The organism is Rossellomorea sp. RS05, from assembly GCF_039822645.1.
GTDB lineage: Bacteria > Bacillota > Bacilli > Bacillales > Bacillaceae_B > Rossellomorea > Rossellomorea marisflavi_B.
This window is the reverse complement of sequence record NZ_JBDKWY010000007.1, coordinates 148484-167216: the sequence shown is the minus strand read 5'-3', so window position 1 is coordinate 167216 and position 18733 is coordinate 148484. Positions and strand designations below refer to the sequence as shown.

Sequence of the window (18733 nt, the reverse complement as noted above, 5' to 3'; positions counted from 1 at the left end):
CAAGTCAAGCATTAGCGAGGGTGGTATATAATGGATGGTTTAGTGCGGGTTCAAAACTATTGACATCGTTTTCACAAAGCAGTATAGTATGAGTACAAAGTCATATCAGGATTGTTACTGACTCGATCAGGCATTACCTATGTTAAAAGCACAAAGGTTCACTGTGTGTTTTTAAGATAGGATTTTGTTGTTTTAGGGGATATGGAGGACGTTCCATGAAATTTTCAAAGGCATTCAATAACAACGTAGCATTGGTAGAAGATCCATCAGGGACTGAATGGATTGTGATGGGGACGGGTGTAGGATTCCAACGGAAAAAAGGGGATCCCATTCCCGAAGAGAATATCCGGCGCAAATTCGTTGCAGAACAGTCACCGACCCGCAGACCATTGATGCAGGTGTTGGATGAAATTGATTCCGAGGTCCTCGATGTTTCAGTGGAAATCATCAAGAATGCAGAGGCGGAGCTTGGGGTCACATTCAATAATAATAGTTACCTCACACTCGCCGATCACCTGAATTTCGCCGTCAAACGGGCGAATGAACGGGTGGACTATCCCGATACGAACCGGTGGGAAGTGAAGAATCTTTATCCGAAGGAATACGCAGCGGCGAAAAACGCCATCCGTCAGGTGTTCGACAGGCTGGACGTGCTGCTTCCGAAGAGTGAAGAAACTTTTATCACCTATCATTTTGTCAACGGACAGCAGGAACGCAAAACCGATATTGAAGAAACACTCAAGATGACAGAAGTGATCAACCGGATCATCGAGATCGTCCAGTATCACTTCCAAGTGAAGCTTGATGAGGATTCCCTCAATTACACCCGCTTCATCACGCATCTGCGCTACTTCTTCATCCGGCAGTTCAAACAGGAACAAGGCGACCCCGAGGAAGTCGATGTAACCTTACTTGAGGTCGTGAAGAACAAATATGAGAAAGCCTACCGGGCAGTGGAGAAAATCTCCCACCTGCTCCTCAAGCAGTACGGCTGGACGCTGTCATCGAATGAGACCCTGTATCTCACGCTTCACGTGTGGCGCGTCACCAACCAATCAGCTAAATAGCTTCATGGTGGATTGTTACTGATTCGATCAGGCATTACCCAAATGGACTTGGCCAAAGGGCCGATTCCGTTTGGGTATTTTTTTTGGACAAAAAGGGGGAACGAATGATGGCAAAGAAGTATAAAGAATTAGCCGAACAGGTAGTTGAAAACATCGGAGGCGGAGGGAACGTCGATCAGGCGTGGCACTGTGTCACCCGGCTCCGCTTCAATCTTCATGACAAAGAGAAGGTTAATATTGATACGATTAAATCAATCGACGGGGTGCTTGGCGCCCAGTTCTCAGGTGATCAGTTCCAGGTGATCATCGGGAACACGGTATCGGATGTATTCGAGGAAGTCGAACCGCTTGTGGGCGGATCCGGGAGTGCTCCGGAAGGCAAAGGACAAAAGCAAGGCGCGTTGTCTGCAGTCATGGACTTCATTTCCGGTATCTTCACTCCGATCCTGCCGGCTCTTGCCGGTGCGGGGTTACTGAAAGGGTTCTTGGCCCTGTTTGTTACTGTCGGATGGTTGAAGGATACCGGAGACACGTATGCCGTACTTAATGCCATAGGAGACAGCGTGTTCTACTTCATGCCGTTCTTCCTGGCCGTATCTGCTGCCCGTAAGCTAAAGACCAATGAATACCTGGCTCTTGCCGTGGCTGGAACGCTTATGTATCCGACGTTTATGAATGCAGCCAACGGTTTTACCGACGCGAAAAGCTTCAACTTGTTCGGTGCAGATTTCATCTCGATTCCTGTATTGAGCTATGCATCAAGCGTCGTACCGATCATCCTCGGTGTCATTCTGCTAAAGTACGTGTACAACTTAGTGAAAAAAGTGATTCCATCAGTCATTTCACTTATGTTCTCATCGATGATCACTTTGTTGATTGTTATGCCTCTTACCCTCTGGGTGATCGGCCCGCTTGGAACCAACCTAGGAAACGGCTTATCTGATATCTTCCTGTGGCTCTTCACACATGCAGGTCCTGTCGCCGGAGCCCTTATGGCTGGGTTGATGCCGTTGATCATCATGACCGGAATGCACTATGCATTCGTTCCAATTGCCATCCAAAATTTGAACCTATACGGCAATGACGCTGTCCTACAGCCGATGATGTTCATCAGCAACCTGGGACAGGCCGGATCCGCATTCGGTGTGGCTGTACGTACTAAGAATAAAGCACTTCGTCAAATGGCAATCTCAGCAGGGATCTCCGCCACTATCGGAATCACCGAGCCAGCCATGTACGGGGTCAATATGAAACTGAAAAAGCCATTTGTATACGCGCTGGGTTCCAGTGCCGTCCTTGGGGCGTTTGCCGGCTGGTACGGATTCAAAGCCTTCGCACTCGGCGGACTTGTGGGGGTATTCTCCCTCCCGGTCTTCGCAGATCCGAGCGGTGCATCGGCTGCGATCATCATTGCCATCATCCTGTTCGTCCTTTCGCTTCTCCTTCCGTTCATCCTTGTCCTGATCCTTGGGTTCGAGGATATCCCGGAAGACGGTGTGACTGTAAAAGCAGATACTGAGCCGAAACAACCGATTGCTACTGGTAAACAAGGAAGCATCCAGTCTCCTCTTGAAGGAACCATTGTTCCACTGAAAGACGTATCCGACGCGACCTTTGCCGAAGAGATCATGGGAAAAGGGATTGCGATTGAACCATCTGCCAACCGTATTGTGGCGCCGATCAGCGGCACAATCATGGTCCTTGCCGATTCCAAGCATGCCATTGGGATCAAGGGGGACAACGGGGAAGAAATCCTCATCCACATCGGGATCGATACGGTTTCCTTGAAGGGTGAGCACTTCAAGGCCCATGTCGCTACGAATGACCAGATCGACGCCGGACAGGTACTGGTCGAGTTTGATCGTGATGCCATCAAGGAAGCGGGCCTGGAGGCGGTCACCATGGTGATCATCACCAATACCGCCGATTATCTCGATGTGCTGCCGCTGAACGAATCCGGACCGATCTTTGAAGGGGAACAACTGCTGACATTAGTGAAGTAAATATAGCTTGGAGGCTGCAGAGCAGCAGTCTCCAAAGCATTCCATTATAGAAAGGGACGATGAAACATGACGAAAACAATAACAGGATTCAAACCAGACTTCCTATGGGGCGGAGCGACAGCTGCGAATCAGGTGGAAGGAGCCTACAATCTTGATGGAAAAGGTCTTTCGACAGCTGATATGGTCCCTCATATCCCGAAGGAAAAGCGCGGACTCAACGTGAAAATGGACGTGACTTCCCAATACATCGAGGATGTCCTTGCGGGCAAAATCGACGATCGCTTCCCGAAACGTGACGGAATCGACTTTTATCATCGCTATAAAGAAGATATCGCGTTGTTTGCCGAGCTTGGCTTCAAAGTATTCCGCCTCTCCATCAACTGGGCGAGGATCTTCCCGAACGGCAACGATGCCGAGCCGAATGAAGCAGGCCTTCAATTCTATGAGAACGTCTTTAAGGAACTGAAGAAATATGATATCGAGCCGCTCGTGACCCTGTCCCACTATGAGACACCACTAGAACTGACGCGCAAATATAACGGTTGGTACAGCCGTGAAGTCATCGACTTCTACGTCCGCTACGCCGAAACGGTGATCACCCGCTATAAGGACTACGTGAAATACTGGCTGACGTTCAATGAAATCAACGTAATCACACACAGCCCGTACACCGGTGGAGGGGTCCTCATCGATCGCCTCCCTGAGAAAACAAGCGATCAGATTGCCTACCAGGCTGCCCACCACCAATTCGTGGCGAGTGCATTGGTGACGAAGCTTGCCCATGAGATCATCCCAGGTGCACAGGTAGGCTGTATGCTTGCCCGCATGCAGACATATCCTGTGACGAACCATCCGGATGATGTCCTGAAAGCACAGCGCATGAACGACCTCAACCTGTTCTTCACCGACGTCCACGCCAAAGGGGAGTACCCGTCCTTCATGAACCGATACTTCGCTGAAAACGGCATTGAAGTCATCAAGGAAAGAGGAGACGACGAGATCCTGAAGCAGTACCCGGTAGATTTCATCTCGTTCAGTTATTACATGTCCATTTCCGTGACAACCCACGGTGAATTCGAAGCAACGGCTGGAAACCTAGTAGAGGGTGCAGTGAAGAACCAATACCTCGAGTCATCCGACTGGGGCTGGCAGATCGATCCGAAAGGCCTCCGCGTGGCTCTTCAGGACTTCCAAACCCGCTACGGAAAACCGCTATTCGTCGTCGAAAATGGTCTTGGAGCATACGACACGGTTGAAGAGGATGGTTCCATCCACGACCCGTACCGCATCGACTACCTTCGTCAGCATATCGAGCAGATGAAGGAAGCCGTGAAGGACGGAGTCGATCTTATGGGCTACACCGCTTGGGGACCGATCGACCTTGTGAGCATGTCTACTTCGGAAATGTCCAAGCGCTACGGGTTCATCTATGTGGATCAAGATGACGACGGAAACGGTACACTGAACCGTTCCAAAAAAGACTCCTTCGCCTGGTATCAAAAAGTGATTGAAACGAATGGTGAAGAACTTTAATTCTCTCCGGGCGGCAGATGACTCTGCCGTCTTTTTGATGTGAATAAACGATTCTACGTTCGGGATATGCAATACGCAGGTGAAGCAGCGATTGGAATAATCAAATCTTATAAACCACCGCTCATCTTCATATCAGGAGCCTGCGGTGGTTTTTCGTTTAGCAGATTCTCTGATCGGGTGAAATTCTATTTATATGTAAACCTATTATAAAATAAAGTTGACATAAATCACCCCAGTGTCTATGATAAAACTATCAAATGACATAAAACAGGTGATCATCATATGAAAATCAGAGAAATGACATTAGTGGCGGTCTTCGCGGCCGTTATGGGCTCATTCGGGTTGATCCCGTCCATCGCCCTTAGCTTCACGCCGGTTCCCCTTACCCTTCAGACGATGGGTGTGCTCCTGTCAGGAGGTATCCTGGGGGCTAGACTGGGTTTCATGAGTCAGGCGGTCTTTCTTCTACTTGTCGCCGCGGGCGTACCCCTTCTATCTGGTGGACGTGGTGGACTCGGTGTTTTCGTCGGTCCAAGCGGGGGCTACATCATTTCATGGGCTGTCACGGCGTTTGTCATCGGGTATGTGCTTTCCCTTTTCAAAAAAGTGAAGTTCCACCATGTGTTACTCGTCAATCTTACCGTCGGCATCTTCCTTATCTACCTGATCGGGATCCCGGTGCAGGCAATGGTCATGGGTATTTCGGTTATGGATACGGTGAAGGTCAGCCTTGCCTACATACCGGGGGATATCATCAAGGCAGTGGTCGGGTCGCTCCTTGTCTACAAGCTCCGTACCCATCCTGTCATCATGCGCTCACTGAGCTCTTTGAAACGTTCGGGCAATCTATCAAAAACGGCTTAACCGAAAGGACACACTCGTGTCCTTTTTTGCTTTATAAAGAAGGAATCCGCCATCTATTCCACGAAAGGGTCAAAACAGACCATACAAAAGGAGAGAAACGATGACGACCATCACCAAGGCTTATTCACAGCACGCAAAAATCAGAGCTGAAAAGACGGCCATCCATACAGAAGATAAAGACGTAACCTATCGGGAGTGGGCAGAAGCAGTCGAGCGAACGGCAGCGTGGCTCCAGTCCCGACATGCAGGCAATCGGACAATCGGTATCCTCCTACCAAACGGTATCGACTTCCTGCAGTTTTTCGCAGGGGCAGCCATGGCAGGGTGGAATGCCGTCCCTTATGACATGAAATGGAAGAAGCCGGAATTGGAGAAGCGGGTGTCCCTCTCGAAACCTAGCATTATTGTCACGACTGAAAAATCCTTCAATCATTTGAACGGAGTATTTCCGGAGGCGAGAAAGGTTGAAGATTGTCTTCAAGAAATAGCGGATACGCCTTTCACAACCATCACACCCCCTGGAGACAATCCCCCTTTCTATACAGGCTTTACCTCCGGGACGACAGGCAGTCCGAAGGCCTTCGTACGCTCCCATGATTCATGGGTGAAGAGCTTCGAGTGCAGTGTCCATGACTTCGGACTGGATGAAACGGTTCATGCTCTCATACCGGGGTCCCTTTTTCACTCTCATTTCCTCTACGGAGCCATCAGTACGCTTCATCTTGGCGGAACGGTGTATCTATTGGATAAATTCTCTCCAAGCCAGACGATGGAGTGGCTTGGGTCCTGGCCAATCACAGCCCTCTATGTAGTCCCGACGATGGTGGAAGCCTTCCTGAAAGAAGGGCAGAGTGTGGAGAGGACATTCAAGCTTCTTTCCTCAGGGGCAAAATGGACGGAGGAATCAAAGGCGAAAATCGGGATGATGTTCCCCGCTATGGAAATGATCGAATTTTATGGAGCGGGTGAGTTGAGTTTTGTCTCCTTCCTAACGGGTCAAGACGGACAGTCCAAGACCTCGACTGTCGGAAAGCCGTGCCGGCATGTGGAAATCGAAATCCGTGATCGCAACGGAGGGGTCATCACCTCTCTTGATGAGGTCGGGAAAATCCATGTCCGGAGTCCATTCCTGATCGACGGCTACTATGAAGAGGAAGATGGGACGATTGAAGGGATAAGGGATAAAGATGGGTGGGCAACGGTCCACGATATGGGGAAGATTGATAAGGACGGGTTCCTGATCATTGAAGGACGCGAGAAGAACATGATCATGTACGGGGGGATCAACCTGTTTCCAGAAGAAATCGAAACGGTCCTTGCCCGCCATCCGGGGGTGGAAGAAGTCGCCGTCATCGGGATGCCCGACACTTACTGGGGACAGATCGCCGTCGCGGTGGTAGTTGGACATGCGGAGAAACTTGAATTGAAGCGTTTTTGCAAGGATCATCTTGCTGGATACAAAGTACCCCGGCGGTGGCTCTTCGTCCCTTCCCTCCCTTATACGACGAGCGGAAAAGTATCCAGGGCTGAGCTCCGAAGACAGATGGAGTCTACCGTATGAAAAGGGCCGTGATCGTCCAGGCGAAGCGAACCCCGATTGGAAAAGCCGGAGGAATCTTGAAGGGACTGGAGGTCCATGAATTGGCGGCGCCCCTCATCCGTCATCTCGCCGGAGGTGCCAAGGTCCCCATTCGTGATGTCATCCTCGGAAACGTGGTTGGTCCAGGAGGAAATGTGGCCCGCCTGGCAAGTCTCGAAGCGGGTATCTCCCTTGCAGTACCGGGAATGACCATCGACCGGCAGTGCAGTGCAGGATTGGAGGCGATCCGCCTTGCTTGTCACCTTATCCAGGGAGGGGCTGGGGATGCATACATTGCAGGTGGAGCAGAAAGCGTCAGCACCTCACCGTTCCCAAGCCGCGCCCGGTTTTCACCGGATGAACTTGGGGATCCCGAGATGCCGGAAGCAGCCGAGCTGGTGGCCGAGCGATTCTTCATTACGAAGGAAGCCCAGGATGAGTATGCCCTCCTCAGTTTTGGTCGGAGCTGGCGTGCCCATGAGGATGGCATGGTTCATCAGGAAATCCTCCCCCTTCCCGATGTGGATACAGACGAAGAGCTCATCAAAAAGAGGAATCTTCCTGCGTTGTTGAAGAGGGCCAGACCCCTCATCAAACCGGAAGGCACCGTCACGCCCGCGAATAGCTGCGGAATCCATGACGGGGCTGCGGCTGTCCTTGTGATGGAAGAGTCCCTTGCTATGAAGAACGGATTAAAGCCCATTCTGCGTTTTGTGGACAGTGAAGTCGCCGGGGTTCATCCCCACTTTCCAGGCGCAGGACCGATCCCGGCGATCAAGGGGATCCTCGAGCGGAATCAGCTTACAATGGACGACATCGGTTTGGTCGAAATCAATGAAGCGTTCGCCTCCAAGATTGTCGCATGCGCCACGGAGCTCTCCATCCCTTATGAAAAATTGAATGTATCGGGCGGTGCTTTGACGATCGGTCATCCATACGGTGCCTCTGGAAGCATCATGGTGACGAGGCTTTTTTATGAGGTACAGAGACGGAACGGTGTCCGCTTCGTGTTAGCGGCCATTGGAAGCGGCGGAGGAATTGGGTTGGCGGTATTGTTCGAAGTTGTTTAATGGATGTTCCCGCCCATTATCTTAAAGGGCGGGAATCACAAGGGATCAAGCAGCAGGTGTAAGGCGTGGTTTCACTACTTTTGTGAATAATCCCCGTACAAGTGGCCCCATGATGAGTAGCTGTAGCGGCAAGGCCATGATGACATTCTTCCCGGCAATCATGAGGTACGCTATGAAGAGGTTTTCTACCTCCAACCCATGAGCGAAGACGGCTGTCACAAGTCCAAATACCGACATGAAGAGAACCATCCCAATGACCATGCAGGTTGACATGGCGAGGATCATGTTGATTTTTTTCGAACGGTCGATGGGGAGGCTGAACGCAATCTTCCTGGCAAGGGGTCCGACAACGGCGATATCCAGTAGCAAGGCAATCACGAGTCCTATGACGATTTCGACAACGGAGAACATGGAGAAATCTTGGATGGTTCCGTTAATGACAGCGTTATAGAGTGACATGACGATCACCATTCCGAAGCACATCATCACCCCGAATATGAGACCTTCTTTTTTAGAGCTTGGCATATTGATCATTCCTTCATTTGTAATGAAGCTAAGGATACCAAGGAAGGTTCTTCTTTCGTAAGTGACAGATTTGTGAACAAATTAACCAACAAAAAAGAGCATCCCGGGTGGAATGCTCTTTTTTTCGTGGTCAAAGGAATGTATCGATAATCAAGTACCCGTTCAGGAGGATAACGATTCCGCAAATGATCCAGGCGATGGTGGTGGTCACCTTGTGATTCCGAAGTTCGCCCATGAGCTCCTTGTTGCTGGTGAAAATGATGAGCGGGACGAGGGCGAAGGCGATACCGAATGACAGGATCACCTGACTGACGACGAGCGCCTTGGTTGCGTTGACACCGGATATGATGATGATCAGCGGTGGAAGCATCGTGATTGCCCGGCGGAGGTACAGATTGATGTGCCTGCGTATGAAGCCTTGCATGACGACATCACCTGTCATCGTTCCCACGGAGGAGCTGGAGAGACCGGCAATCAGGAGACCGAGGCCGAACAGGATGGCGGTGAATGAACCAAGGTTCGACCCGAGTTCGTTGAACATGACGGTCAGATCCTCGATCCGCATGCCCTTCTCGAAGAAGAGGGCTGCTGCGATGATGAGCATGCTCATATTGATGGCTCCGGCTACGATCATGGCGATGACAATATCAATGAATTCAAAGCGGAAAATCTGTTTCTTTTCTTTTTCCGAACGTCCGACGATCCGCTTGTTCGTCAGAGCGGAATGAAGGTAGATCGCGTGGGGCATGACGGTGGCCCCGAGGATTCCTGCCGAGAGGATGATGCTCTCTGTCCCCTCAAAGGATGGCGTCACGATCCCCATACCGACGGCTGCCCAGTCCGGCTGGGCGAAAAATGTCTGCAGGGCGAATGCAAGGACAACCATGATGACCATGGCGGAGATCGTCGTCTCGAACGCCCGGTATCCCCTGCGCTGCATTTCGAGAATCGCAAAGGAGGCGACGGCCGTAATGATGGCCGACGGCACCATGCCGATCCCAAAGATGAGATGGAGACCCAGGGCGGCACCGATGAATTCGGCAAGGTCGGTGGCGATGATGACGAGTTCGCTCTGGAACCAGAGGAATATCGATGTTTTCTTGGAGAATCGGTCCCTCGCAACTTCAGGAAGATTCCGTCCTGTAGCGATTCCGAGTTTTGCTGATAAAGATTGAATGAGTACGGCCATTAAATTGGAAAAGGCGATGACCCACAGCAGCTGATAGCCGTAAGTGGAACCTGCGGCGATGTTGGTCGCAAAGTTACCTGGATCGATATAGGCGACGGCTGCAATGAAGGCGGGTCCGAGGAATGGCAGGATCCGCTTCCACCCTTTTACATCCCCTCTAAGGACGGCTTCTGCCGCAGACGTTGTTTTTGTTGACTGCTTCATGTATGTTCACCTGCTTCATGATAGTTAGTTATAGGTTAAAAAGTTTCCTTAGGTCAAACTTAACGTCATTATATTCCTGTCACCTGAAATTGTAAACCATGAAATCCTGCCTTTAACGAAAGAAAGATGAGTTTATTTTTCCACAACCTTGCCCATAAGAAACGTATTTCTGTCCACTTTATGAAAAACAGCCCAAGTCGCTTTAAGACTTGGGCTGTTGAGGTGGTTCATCCGTGGATAGGGGATTCCCCGGTCAGATGGGTTGTCGAGAGAGTTCTTTTTCTGACCATAAAGAATAGCAAGGCTGTCATCGTCAGTTCTGCAAATGGCAGGGCGAGCCATACTCCGGTTGATCCCATCAGGGCAGGCAGGACCAGTAGGAATGTGACAAGGAAAATGAATCCCCTCAAGAGGATGATCAGGGAAGACGCCCCGATCTGTCCCGTTGCCTGGAAATATGTCATATAGACAAAGTTGAATCCAAGGAAAAGGTACCCCAGGAAGAAGAGGCGGAGCCCTTGTATGGCCATGGTCCGGACTTCCTCCGATTCGATGCCGAACAGGGATACCAGGAGTGGCGCTGCCACCAATCCGATACCAGTCAATCCGACTCCAAGAATCAGTGCGGCTTTTTCCCCGATCCTTACGCTGTCCTTGATGCGCCCTGTTTCCCGGGCTCCGTGATAGAAGCTGATCATCGGCTGCAGGGCGGCTTCGATTCCGAAGAAGGTGATGAACATGAAGCTATGAAGATAATTGATGACGGAGAATGCGGCCACCCCATCTGTCCCCAGGAGATGGACGATCGTCACATTGTAGCCTGCCACGAAAACGAACATCCCCATCTCAGCCAGGAGGCTCGGAAACCCGATGGAGAAGATGTGAAGTAGTCGCTGGAGGCTCCATGCAAATGCCGGCTTCCGCAGAGAACTTTCTTTTTTCATAAAATGGGTCAGGAGGATGAGGACGCCGACTGCTCCCCCCGTGACCGTGGATACGGCAGCACCAGTCACCCCGAGTCCCCAGACGAAGATCGTCAGGTAGTTCATGCCGATGTTGACCAGCGCCATGACGACCAGTGAGATCATGGAAAGAATGGGACTTCCGTCATTCCGGACAAAGATGCTCAGCACCTGTTCGAGGGCAATGATCCAACCGAAAAGGAACATGACGCTCAAGTATTCATGGGCGAAAGGGGCTGTATCCGAATTCGCTCCAAGCAAGCTCCCCACAGCCTCCATATTCACGTATCCCATGAACCCGAGAAGAGCGAGCAGGGTGATGACGGAGGTGACGGAAAGACTGAAGAAACTTCTTGCTACATGATGGTCAGAGCGTCCCAGGTGCATGGAGTAAAGCGTCCCGCCCCCCATCCCGATCCAGAGTGCAATGGCGAAGATGAGGGAGAATACAGGAAGGGCCACATTGACACCCGCAAGCGCGATCTCACCGACGCCGTGGCCGATGAAGATACCGTCGATCAGGATATTGACGGCCATGACCATCAGGCCGAACATGGACGGGAAGAAGTACCGCAGGAATACGTTCTTCACCGGTTGCTTTAGAAATAGACTGTCTGTCGTTTCCATGATGAATTGACCTCCATTGATGGTGATAGAAGTCATTGTAAACGTTCAAGCAGCTTGAAGGTCAATCACCTTCTTTTCACGGGAACCTGGATCATGGTCAGGTAATCGTTCTCATCCTTGACGACAGATTCATCGAGGATGTAGAGCTCGATTGCCTCCCCGTCGACAAGGTAGCCGTGAGTATGGATATGGTCGAGTACGTGCAGATGGGCTTCTTTTATGTCTTCATAAGGCCCCTTATAGGGATAGCAGGCGTATAGACCTCCTCTAAGGAAGTGGGGGGAGGCATGGTCTTCATTCAAGTCGAAGATGCGGCTGTATTTCACTGGTCCCTCTTCCTGTAAGCTCGGATAATCGACGACAAAACCGAGGTCTCCCGTGAAAAATCCATCGTAGACGTGGGACATCTGGGAAATCCTCTCCATATCGCTCAAATGGATCTCATCCATCTTCGCAATCATATCGACCGGTCCTTCATTATAGTAATACGTGATGGACCGGGCACTGAACTCCTTGATGGTGACAGCCGTCTCCGTCAGCAGGGACAGTCCTTCTTCGATGGTGGTGATCTTGTTCTGGATCTTGCGGGAAATGATCTCCAGGTCCCGGATCTCCTGCCTGGTCTCTTCCAGTTTCCGTTGAAGGAGGTCGAGGGTCCCCTCGGGCGACCGCTTCTCCAGCTGTTCCTTGATATCCTTGATGGCAAACCCGTTCTTCCTCAGGAAGATGATGGCATCCAGCGTGGCAAACTGCTCGATGCCATAGTAGCGGTATTGATTTTGTTCGTCTGTATATTTAGGGCTGAATAAACCAATCTCGTCATAATAGCGAAGCGTCGGTTTTGATAATTTAAAGAGATTGGATATTTCTCCGATTCTCAATCGTTTTCTCATAGTCCCTCACCTTTACATAGAAATGGTTTCTTCCATTCTACCCCAAAATCCCGCAATAGAAGGAATATGGAGGAGGAAACGAGAATAAAGCGATTAGGAAGGCAGCTTCGGTATGCAACCACAGGTTGCGGACGTTCAACCACTGTCTTCTTCCAAGAGAATGACCGTGGGATTATACTGAATCCATACTAATGAACAGGTGGTCGATAGAAATGGAACTGGCAGGGAATTTAAAACGTAAGCGTGAAGAGTGCAGGCTGTCCCAGGATGACGTGGCTTCAAAGCTGAATATCTCAAGGCAGTCGATATCGAAGTGGGAAACGGGAAAATGCTACCCCGATCTGGATAATCTGATCCTTTTGAGCGATCTGTATAAGATATCACTTGATGAATTGATCAAAGGGGATAAAAGCTTTCAGGACCGGATCATCATAAAGGAAACGGGGAATGTAAGGAGAATGTGGCCCTGGTGGGTGATCTTCCCTGCCTTTGGCATGCTGTATGGACTGGTGTCGATGATTCTTAATCGTTTTTGATCCTCCATGTGTGATTCCGGTAGCGCCCAGTAGATGGGGGACTCTCCAATCCGTTATACTGGATAAAACGGAAGGACAGGGCGGAGGTTAAATCATGGAACAGTTTGTCAGTCCCGGCAAGGTAGTGGCTTCAGCCGGGGCATTCATTTTCGGGGGAATTGTCTTGAATCTGCTTCTCCATCCATTGGGCTCGCACGAGATGATGGGATTCCTACTCTTCCTGGTTGTAGGAGCCGTGCTTTATTATGGCCTGCTCACGTTGCATCGCATCAACAGGATGATAACAATGGCCCTGTTAGGATTGATCGGAATCGGGAGCATGGTGACGGCCGTGTTCCTGCTTCTGCATCCGGTGGCCCATTAGGCTGTTAATTACACACACAAAAAGGAATCCCGCCTCCTCAGGCAAAGGATTCCTTTTTGTAATGCTCTCCATCAACTTGCAAGGGACGACTGGGCACTCCGGTCGTTTTTCTGTATCTTCCGGTAAACGAGTGCGATGATGAATGACGGGATGGTGCAGACGATCATTCCCAAAAACGCGTAGCGCGGATCGATTTCGTACAGAAATCCTCCAAACAGGGTGAAGACGGCGGTGCTCCAGCTGAGGGCAAGTGCGGAATAGATGCCCTGCGCCTTCGGGACGTCCTTCGGTGCGATGTTCTTGATCAGATACTGCATGAACGCATAATGGCCCATGGCAAATGAGCAGGCGTGCAGAAGCTGCGAGATCGAGAACACGGCGACGCTCGGGAAGCCGAAGACAAGGAGCCAGCGGACGGTCGAGCCGAGGGCAGCCGTTGCAAGCATCGTCCCGACAGATACGTTCCGGAATAAGCGGTCTGCCACGAGGAAGAACAGGATTTCAGCGATGACCCCGATGTTCATGATGGCCCCGATCCAGGACTTTGGCGCATCGATTTCCTGAAGGAAGATGTACCCGTAGTTGTAGTAAGACGCATGGGCCGCTTGCAGCAGGATGACGATGACAAGGACAAGGCCGAAGTGTTTCACCTTGAACAGCTTGAGCATGGCCCCACGGGCGGCCGGCAACGGCTTGGGTTTATTCGACAGAACGTCTGGAGCCTTCAGCATCCCGAGTGCGATCAACAGGAACAACCCGATCAATAAGGCCCATATGATGACACCATCTCCAAGCTTACTTGTGAAAAGTGTGAGGATCAGTCCACCGATGACGAAGCCGAGGGACCCCCAGGAGCGGCTTTTTCCGTAATGCTTCAGCTGTTTGTTCTGCACAAGGACACCGGCCGCCGTGTCGAGTGCGGGCATGAGCGTAGGATAGAAGAAGTGCAGCAGCAGGACAACGGCCATGAGGGTCCAGTAGGAACTTGCCGGGATGCAAAGAAGGATGGCCAGGAAGGTTCCAATCCCCATGCCGTTCAAGAGCATCTTGCTGCTGAATTTAGAAGAAAGATAGGGAAAGGCGAACAGGGTGGAGAGTCCTCGGATCACGAGCCCGAGACTCATGATCAAGCTTGCCTCTGCCACCGTTACCCCCTTTGAGTTGATCATCCAGCCCGTCCAATACGGCAGGAAGATCCCCCATGTAAGATAAAAGGTGAAAAATTGTCTACTCATCCAGCGTTGTGTATTCATGTCGATTCCTCCATTTGACTGCATCATACCAAGGAGAATGGCAAAAAAATATGAGAAATCTCACATTCTGAGAAAAACACGTCTTTCCACCCCCTTAGGACTATGGTAGATTTTAGATATTATAACTGGAGGTGGGAAGAATCGATTTTATACTTGATACGTTAGTAGGAGTTGGACTCGTATTTTTGATCCTGATCACCTTTCTTCTTTATACATTGTGGAAAAAAGGTAGGTAAGTGCCATGAAGAAAATCACAGGTTCCACAAGACAAAGCATCATGAAACGTCATTCCATAGGGTCTTTCTTTTCCTTTCCCATGGACCGGCATCTGGAAGTCCACGTGTTCGAGAGGGATGAATGGCTGATCCGGGAAGGGACAAGGCCAGACTATTTTTATTATGTAATTGAAGGAAAGGCGAAAATCTATGTGACATATTCCAATGGAAAAGCCTCCTTGATCAACTTTGTAAATGCCCATGACTTCATCGGTGAGATGGAGCTTGTGAACGAAGTATATTATTCTAAAGGAATCCAGGCACTTACAAGAACGGTCTGCTATGCTGTTCCACTCGAGTCATTCCGCGATCAGCTGCTAGAAGACGCCACGTTCTTGAGGGAGTTGACCAAGTTCCTTACGCTGAAGGCGACGGCCATGTCGGCCAAGTATTCTCAAACGCTGTCTTTTCCACTTGAGAATCGATTGGCCGATTTCATCCTCCAGACAGCGGACGGCACCATCTATAAAGAGAAGCATGTGACGGTCTGCGATTTCCTTGGCGTATCGTACAGACATCTCCTTCATGTGCTCTCATCCTTTACAAAAAAAGGATACATCAGGAAAGAAGGGACCCGGTACATCATCACCGATGCCAAGGCACTTGAGGTCCTGGCCGAACTCCTGAGAAATGAAAGCTGAAAGTAGGGAAAACGTTGATCCAATTACTCTTTTATTTTGTCATGGTCATGATCGTGGCCTTGTTCCGCTATCTTTTGTTCGATGCTGTTGATCCTGAGCTGTTGGGAGCTGCCCTCCTATTTCCCGTGGGAGCCCTTGTTCTATATGTGCTGACCAAGCACTTCCAAAAAAAGGAGCAGGCGTATGTTCCGAAGGATGTGAAGGGGTGGAGCTTTTATCACCTTCAACGGTCATTCTCCGTCCCGAAGCCTTTATTCGAAGGAGATCAAAAAAGAGGGTATCTTAAGCGATATTACGAGAGCAAGCGTCGTTTCATCATTGGAGAGATGGTCAGTTCTAACTGGTACGTCTCCTTGGAGATCAAGATTGATGGAGATCTCTATCAGGTTAAATGGTACCGGGAACGCCGGTTTTCCATGAAGGAGCAATGGGAAATCGTTCGTAACGGCGAGCTGATAGGCCAAGCGGAGACACTGGCGAACTCAAAGGGGATAGGCAAACGGAAGGAAGTAATCGAATTCCGCATCGGAGAGCGGACGCTTCAAACGATTACCAATCCGGTCACGTCGACGATATCCGTGCATTCGGGTGATGCTGCAATCGGCACTTTGAAGCGGAATCATACGGTGAGTAACGTTTCGGTCATGGAAGTCGGGAACCGTGACCCAGAGGTACTGGTGGCGCTCATCCTTCATCATTTTTATTTCAAGTAAGTCATGAAAGGAGTGGGGAGATTCCTGCTCCTTTTCTTCTGAAAAAGTGAGTGATTATTCATTCATGTGGTACAGTAGAGAAAAGAGAGATGATGGGGAGGGTTCTACGTGCTTTTTAAACAAAAATCATGTCCGAGTGAACAATCAGGCGTTCGATTGTTCGAGTGTAGACAAGAAGCATTCGGGGTTCAGTTGAATTGCTATGCTTTTGCGGCTGGGGATGTCTTGATCGATACCGGCTCGCACTCCTTGCGTCGCCATTTCCGACCGTTCATTGATGAGGTGAATCCCGAATTGGTCATGATCACGCATCATCATGAAGACCATACGGGAAACGCTTCCTATTGCAACAGCAAAGGAATCCCGGTTTTGATGGACCCTCTTTTTCGTAAGGAATGTACGGAAAAGGCAAACTACCCCTTTTATAGACGGGTATTCTGGAGTAAACGTCCTGCATTCCAATCAGAGCCGTTGCCTGACGTCATTCATTCCGGACGGGATGTGTTTAAGGTCATCTCCACTCCGGGACATGCCGCCGATCACGTTTCATTCCTGAATGAGTCAACCGGGCAACTATTCTCGGGGGACCTCTACGTTTCTCCTAAAACGAAAATTGTACTGCGGGAAGAAAGCATACCTGCCATCATCCGGTCGATCAGGGACATTCTCACGTATGATTTCGACGAGATGTTCTGTTGCCATGCAGGTTATGTAAAGAATGGGAAAAAAGCCATGAAGCTGAAGCTTGAGTACTTAACAAAAATAAAGGAAAAGGTGACGGCCCTTCATCATGAAGGTCTTGGGGTCAATGAGATTCAACAGACCATGTTTCCAAAAAAGTACCCGATCATGTCATTTTCCAGAGGGGAATGGGACTCCAAACATATTGTTTCGTCCATTCTCAAAGAATTATAGAAACCGGCACGATCCCTTACCGATCATACCGGTTTAGATTTACCAGAGGGGCTCTTTCTCTCCGCTCAGTTTGATGATAATAGGGAATAGAAGAATGGCCACCACACTTATGAAGCCGAGGCTCATCATCCTCTGCGATTCGGCAGAAATGTATTGGGTGGTACCACAGTGGGGACAGCTTTTTCCTTCTTTGGAGAAACCAAGCTTCCAAAGATCTCGTCCCCTCCATTTATTTTGACAGCTTGTACAAGACACCATGTTGATCCACTCCTTTGCTCTTATTTACGGATGGACCACCAAATAGGTTTCATTGTTAGATTTCTATTTTTACTAAAGATTTACTTTCCTCCCTATTCACTTTAGAATTGAGTTACTATAGTGAAGGTTGCCTAATGGCCACTCGGAAGGAAGGTTATTGATAGTTGAATCGAGTTCTGGTTAAACGCGTTATAATGTTTGTGCTTCTCCTAGCTGCTTGTGTGTTTGTGTATGTTTACTTTTCGGTGTTCCTCCCCATATTCCTTGCCCTTTTGACAGCCATGGTCATGGAACCGCTCGTCAAGTGGGTGAAGAAACTCATCAAGTCGGAAAAACGTCTCCTGCCTGTCATCATCGTCTTCACCACGTTTATGCTTGTTTGTGCGTGGGGACTGTATTTCACGGTGACGAGGGTGTTCAATTCCCTGTATGAATGGTCGTTGAATATTCCGGTCTACGCAAAGGATATTCAGGTGTTCGTCAATGATCAGGTGATCCGTTTCAATGAATTCATCGATGAAGTCCCGCAGGGTGATCGGATTGTCAAGGAAATCGAGAAACAGTCCCAAGGACTAACCGATACAGCTGTGCATCTGACCTCACAGCTGATCAATGCCATCGGTTCGGCGCTTCAATCGATTCCAAATATGGTATTCGTCACACTGATTTATCTCATCACCTTTTTCCTCTTTAGTCTGGATCTCCCGAAGCTTCTGAATATGTTCTTCAATTTCTTCAAGCCGGAAACATCGGGTAAACTCCGCTTTGTATTCCAGAAGATGAGCAACGTGTTCATGGGGTACTGGAAGGCTCAATTCATCCTGAGTATCGGGGTATTTCTGATCACCTATATCTCATTACTGTTCATTTCTCCAAAGGTTGCTCTCATCATGAGCATCATTATCTGGCTTGTCGATATCATTCCCCTTTATGTGGGACCGGCACTGGTGCTTGCGCCATGGGGCCTACTCGCCATGATACTGGGAGACATGAACGGAGGCCTGGCTTTGATTGTTCTCGCGGCTGTGATCACCATTGTCCGCCGTGCCATCGAGCCGAAAATCCTTGGGGACTCGATCGGCCTTGCTGCCTTGCCGACCGTCTTGACCATGTACTTCGGGTTCGTCTTCTTCGGGGTCATGGGGCTGATCCTTGGACCATTTGTGTATATCGCCATCCGCTCTGCCAAGGAAGCAGGCCTTTTCCAACTGAATAAAGGATAAAAAAGCGGGGACGAATCCGGTGCAGGTCTGCACTGGATT

General features: G+C 49.9%; 18 protein-coding genes. 12 read left to right on the top strand and 6 right to left on the bottom strand.

Features of this window, described 5'->3' with window-relative positions; translation table 11 throughout:
• Nucleotides 1-215 precede the first annotated feature (215 nt).
• The 6 genes from ABJ225_RS17100 to ABJ225_RS17075 all read left to right on the top strand — a co-directional run bounded on the left by ABJ225_RS17100 (nt 216) and on the right by ABJ225_RS17075 (nt 8116).
• Entirely contained in the window at nt 216-1067 is an 852-nt protein-coding gene (locus ABJ225_RS17100) for a PRD domain-containing protein (protein ID WP_048004658.1), read from the top strand.
• A 107-nt stretch (nt 1068-1174) separates the two neighbouring features.
• A complete protein-coding gene (locus ABJ225_RS17095; protein ID WP_048015777.1) occupies nt 1175-3070 on the top strand; it encodes a beta-glucoside-specific PTS transporter subunit IIABC in 1896 nt (631 codons plus the stop codon).
• Nucleotides 3071-3136: 66 nt separating this feature from the next.
• Nucleotides 3137-4603, top strand: coding sequence for a glycoside hydrolase family 1 protein (locus ABJ225_RS17090; protein ID WP_347321182.1), 1467 nt, complete (start codon nt 3137-3139; stop codon nt 4601-4603).
• A gap of 282 nt (nt 4604-4885) precedes the next feature.
• The gene (locus ABJ225_RS17085; RefSeq protein ID WP_048015775.1) at nt 4886-5467 is read left to right on the top strand and encodes a biotin transporter BioY; all 582 of its coding nucleotides are present in this window, start codon (nt 4886-4888) and stop codon (nt 5465-5467) included.
• 100 nt (nt 5468-5567) lie between these two features.
• Nucleotides 5568-7028, top strand: a complete 1461-nt coding sequence (locus ABJ225_RS17080; protein ID WP_347321181.1) for an AMP-binding protein — start codon at nt 5568-5570, stop codon at nt 7026-7028.
• Nucleotides 7025-8116 carry an acetyl-CoA C-acyltransferase gene (locus ABJ225_RS17075; protein ID WP_347321180.1) on the top strand — a complete coding sequence of 364 codons (1092 nt, stop codon included), beginning with the start codon at nt 7025-7027 and terminating at the stop codon, nt 8114-8116. Before ABJ225_RS17080 ends, ABJ225_RS17075 begins: the two co-directional genes overlap by 4 nt.
• A 45-nt stretch (nt 8117-8161) precedes the next feature.
• Here the strand turns inward: ABJ225_RS17075 and ABJ225_RS17070 are convergent, their stop codons facing one another.
• The 4 genes from ABJ225_RS17070 to ABJ225_RS17055 form a co-directional block, all read right to left on the bottom strand.
• Complete coding sequence (locus tag ABJ225_RS17070) at nt 8162-8641, bottom strand: DUF2798 domain-containing protein (RefSeq protein WP_048015772.1); 480 nt, start codon at nt 8639-8641, stop codon at nt 8162-8164.
• Nucleotides 8642-8771: 130 nt separating this feature from the next.
• A complete protein-coding gene (locus ABJ225_RS17065) occupies nt 8772-10034 on the bottom strand; it encodes an Nramp family divalent metal transporter (RefSeq protein WP_048015771.1) in 1263 nt (420 codons plus the stop codon).
• Between the two features lie 227 nt (nt 10035-10261).
• Nucleotides 10262-11659 carry an MATE family efflux transporter gene (locus ABJ225_RS17060; RefSeq protein ID WP_286188333.1) on the bottom strand — a complete coding sequence of 466 codons (1398 nt, stop codon included), beginning with the start codon at nt 11657-11659 and terminating at the stop codon, nt 10262-10264.
• Nucleotides 11660-11688: 29 nt separating this feature from the next.
• Nucleotides 11689-12516 carry a MerR family transcriptional regulator gene (locus ABJ225_RS17055; protein WP_048013934.1) on the bottom strand — a complete coding sequence of 276 codons (828 nt, stop codon included), beginning with the start codon at nt 12514-12516 and terminating at the stop codon, nt 11689-11691.
• Between the two features lie 191 nt (nt 12517-12707).
• On the opposite strand from ABJ225_RS17055, the gene ABJ225_RS17050 reads away from it, so the two are divergent.
• Nucleotides 12708-13052, top strand: coding sequence for a helix-turn-helix domain-containing protein (locus tag ABJ225_RS17050; RefSeq protein ID WP_231593211.1), 345 nt, complete (start codon nt 12708-12710; stop codon nt 13050-13052).
• A gap of 94 nt (nt 13053-13146) precedes the next feature.
• Entirely contained in the window at nt 13147-13416 is a 270-nt protein-coding gene (locus ABJ225_RS17045) for a hypothetical protein (protein WP_048013936.1), read from the top strand.
• 71 nt (nt 13417-13487) lie between these two features.
• Here the strand turns inward: ABJ225_RS17045 and ABJ225_RS17040 are convergent, their stop codons facing one another.
• The gene (locus tag ABJ225_RS17040) at nt 13488-14669 is read right to left on the bottom strand and encodes an MFS transporter (protein ID WP_347321179.1); all 1182 of its coding nucleotides are present in this window, start codon (nt 14667-14669) and stop codon (nt 13488-13490) included.
• Between the two features lie 241 nt (nt 14670-14910).
• Between ABJ225_RS17040 and yeiL the strand changes: the two genes are divergently transcribed.
• From yeiL to ABJ225_RS17025, 3 genes are all read left to right on the top strand, one after another.
• The gene (yeiL, locus tag ABJ225_RS17035; protein WP_048013938.1) at nt 14911-15585 is read left to right on the top strand and encodes a transcriptional regulator YeiL; all 675 of its coding nucleotides are present in this window, start codon (nt 14911-14913) and stop codon (nt 15583-15585) included.
• A gap of 14 nt (nt 15586-15599) precedes the next feature.
• On the top strand, nt 15600-16298 hold the full coding sequence (locus ABJ225_RS17030; RefSeq protein WP_197082300.1) for a tubby C-terminal domain-like protein: 699 nt from the start codon (nt 15600-15602) through the stop codon (nt 16296-16298).
• A gap of 108 nt (nt 16299-16406) precedes the next feature.
• Entirely contained in the window at nt 16407-17213 is an 807-nt protein-coding gene (locus tag ABJ225_RS17025) for an MBL fold metallo-hydrolase (RefSeq protein WP_347321178.1), read from the top strand.
• A gap of 39 nt (nt 17214-17252) precedes the next feature.
• Here ABJ225_RS17025 and ABJ225_RS17020 read toward each other — a convergent pair whose 3' ends face one another.
• Complete coding sequence (locus tag ABJ225_RS17020; protein WP_347321177.1) at nt 17253-17471, bottom strand: TIGR04104 family putative zinc finger protein; 219 nt, start codon at nt 17469-17471, stop codon at nt 17253-17255.
• Between the two features lie 194 nt (nt 17472-17665).
• Here ABJ225_RS17020 and ytvI point away from each other — a divergent pair, with 194 nt between their 5' ends.
• Nucleotides 17666-18694, top strand: a complete 1029-nt coding sequence (gene ytvI, locus ABJ225_RS17015; protein WP_286188332.1) for a sporulation integral membrane protein YtvI — start codon at nt 17666-17668, stop codon at nt 18692-18694.
• The last annotated feature ends 39 nt before the right edge of the window (nt 18695-18733 follow it).

Excerpts from the sequence above, each read along its gene's own strand:
- ABJ225_RS17100 (WP_048004658.1), top strand. The coding sequence starts at position 216 with ATGAAATTTTCAAAGGCATTCAATAACAACGTAGCATTGGTAGAAGAT.
- ABJ225_RS17095 (WP_048015777.1), top strand. The coding sequence starts at position 1,175 with ATGGCAAAGAAGTATAAAGAATTAGCCGAACAGGTAGTTGAAAACATC.
- ABJ225_RS17090 (WP_347321182.1), top strand. The coding sequence starts at position 3,137 with ATGACGAAAACAATAACAGGATTCAAACCAGACTTCCTATGGGGCGGA.
- ABJ225_RS17085 (WP_048015775.1), top strand. The coding sequence starts at position 4,886 with ATGAAAATCAGAGAAATGACATTAGTGGCGGTCTTCGCGGCCGTTATG.
- ABJ225_RS17080 (WP_347321181.1), top strand. The coding sequence starts at position 5,568 with ATGACGACCATCACCAAGGCTTATTCACAGCACGCAAAAATCAGAGCT.
- ABJ225_RS17075 (WP_347321180.1), top strand. The coding sequence starts at position 7,025 with ATGAAAAGGGCCGTGATCGTCCAGGCGAAGCGAACCCCGATTGGAAAA.
- ABJ225_RS17070 (WP_048015772.1), bottom strand. The coding sequence starts at position 8,641 with ATGCCAAGCTCTAAAAAAGAAGGTCTCATATTCGGGGTGATGATGTGC.
- ABJ225_RS17065 (WP_048015771.1), bottom strand. The coding sequence starts at position 10,034 with ATGAAGCAGTCAACAAAAACAACGTCTGCGGCAGAAGCCGTCCTTAGA.
- ABJ225_RS17060 (WP_286188333.1), bottom strand. The coding sequence starts at position 11,659 with ATGACTTCTATCACCATCAATGGAGGTCAATTCATCATGGAAACGACA.
- ABJ225_RS17055 (WP_048013934.1), bottom strand. The coding sequence starts at position 12,516 with ATGAGAAAACGATTGAGAATCGGAGAAATATCCAATCTCTTTAAATTA.
- ABJ225_RS17050 (WP_231593211.1), top strand. The coding sequence starts at position 12,708 with ATGAACAGGTGGTCGATAGAAATGGAACTGGCAGGGAATTTAAAACGT.
- ABJ225_RS17045 (WP_048013936.1), top strand. The coding sequence starts at position 13,147 with ATGGAACAGTTTGTCAGTCCCGGCAAGGTAGTGGCTTCAGCCGGGGCA.
- ABJ225_RS17040 (WP_347321179.1), bottom strand. The coding sequence starts at position 14,669 with ATGAATACACAACGCTGGATGAGTAGACAATTTTTCACCTTTTATCTT.
- yeiL (WP_048013938.1), top strand. The coding sequence starts at position 14,911 with ATGAAGAAAATCACAGGTTCCACAAGACAAAGCATCATGAAACGTCAT.
- ABJ225_RS17020 (WP_347321177.1), bottom strand. The coding sequence starts at position 17,471 with ATGGTGTCTTGTACAAGCTGTCAAAATAAATGGAGGGGACGAGATCTT.
- ytvI (WP_286188332.1), top strand. The coding sequence starts at position 17,666 with ATGTTTGTGCTTCTCCTAGCTGCTTGTGTGTTTGTGTATGTTTACTTT.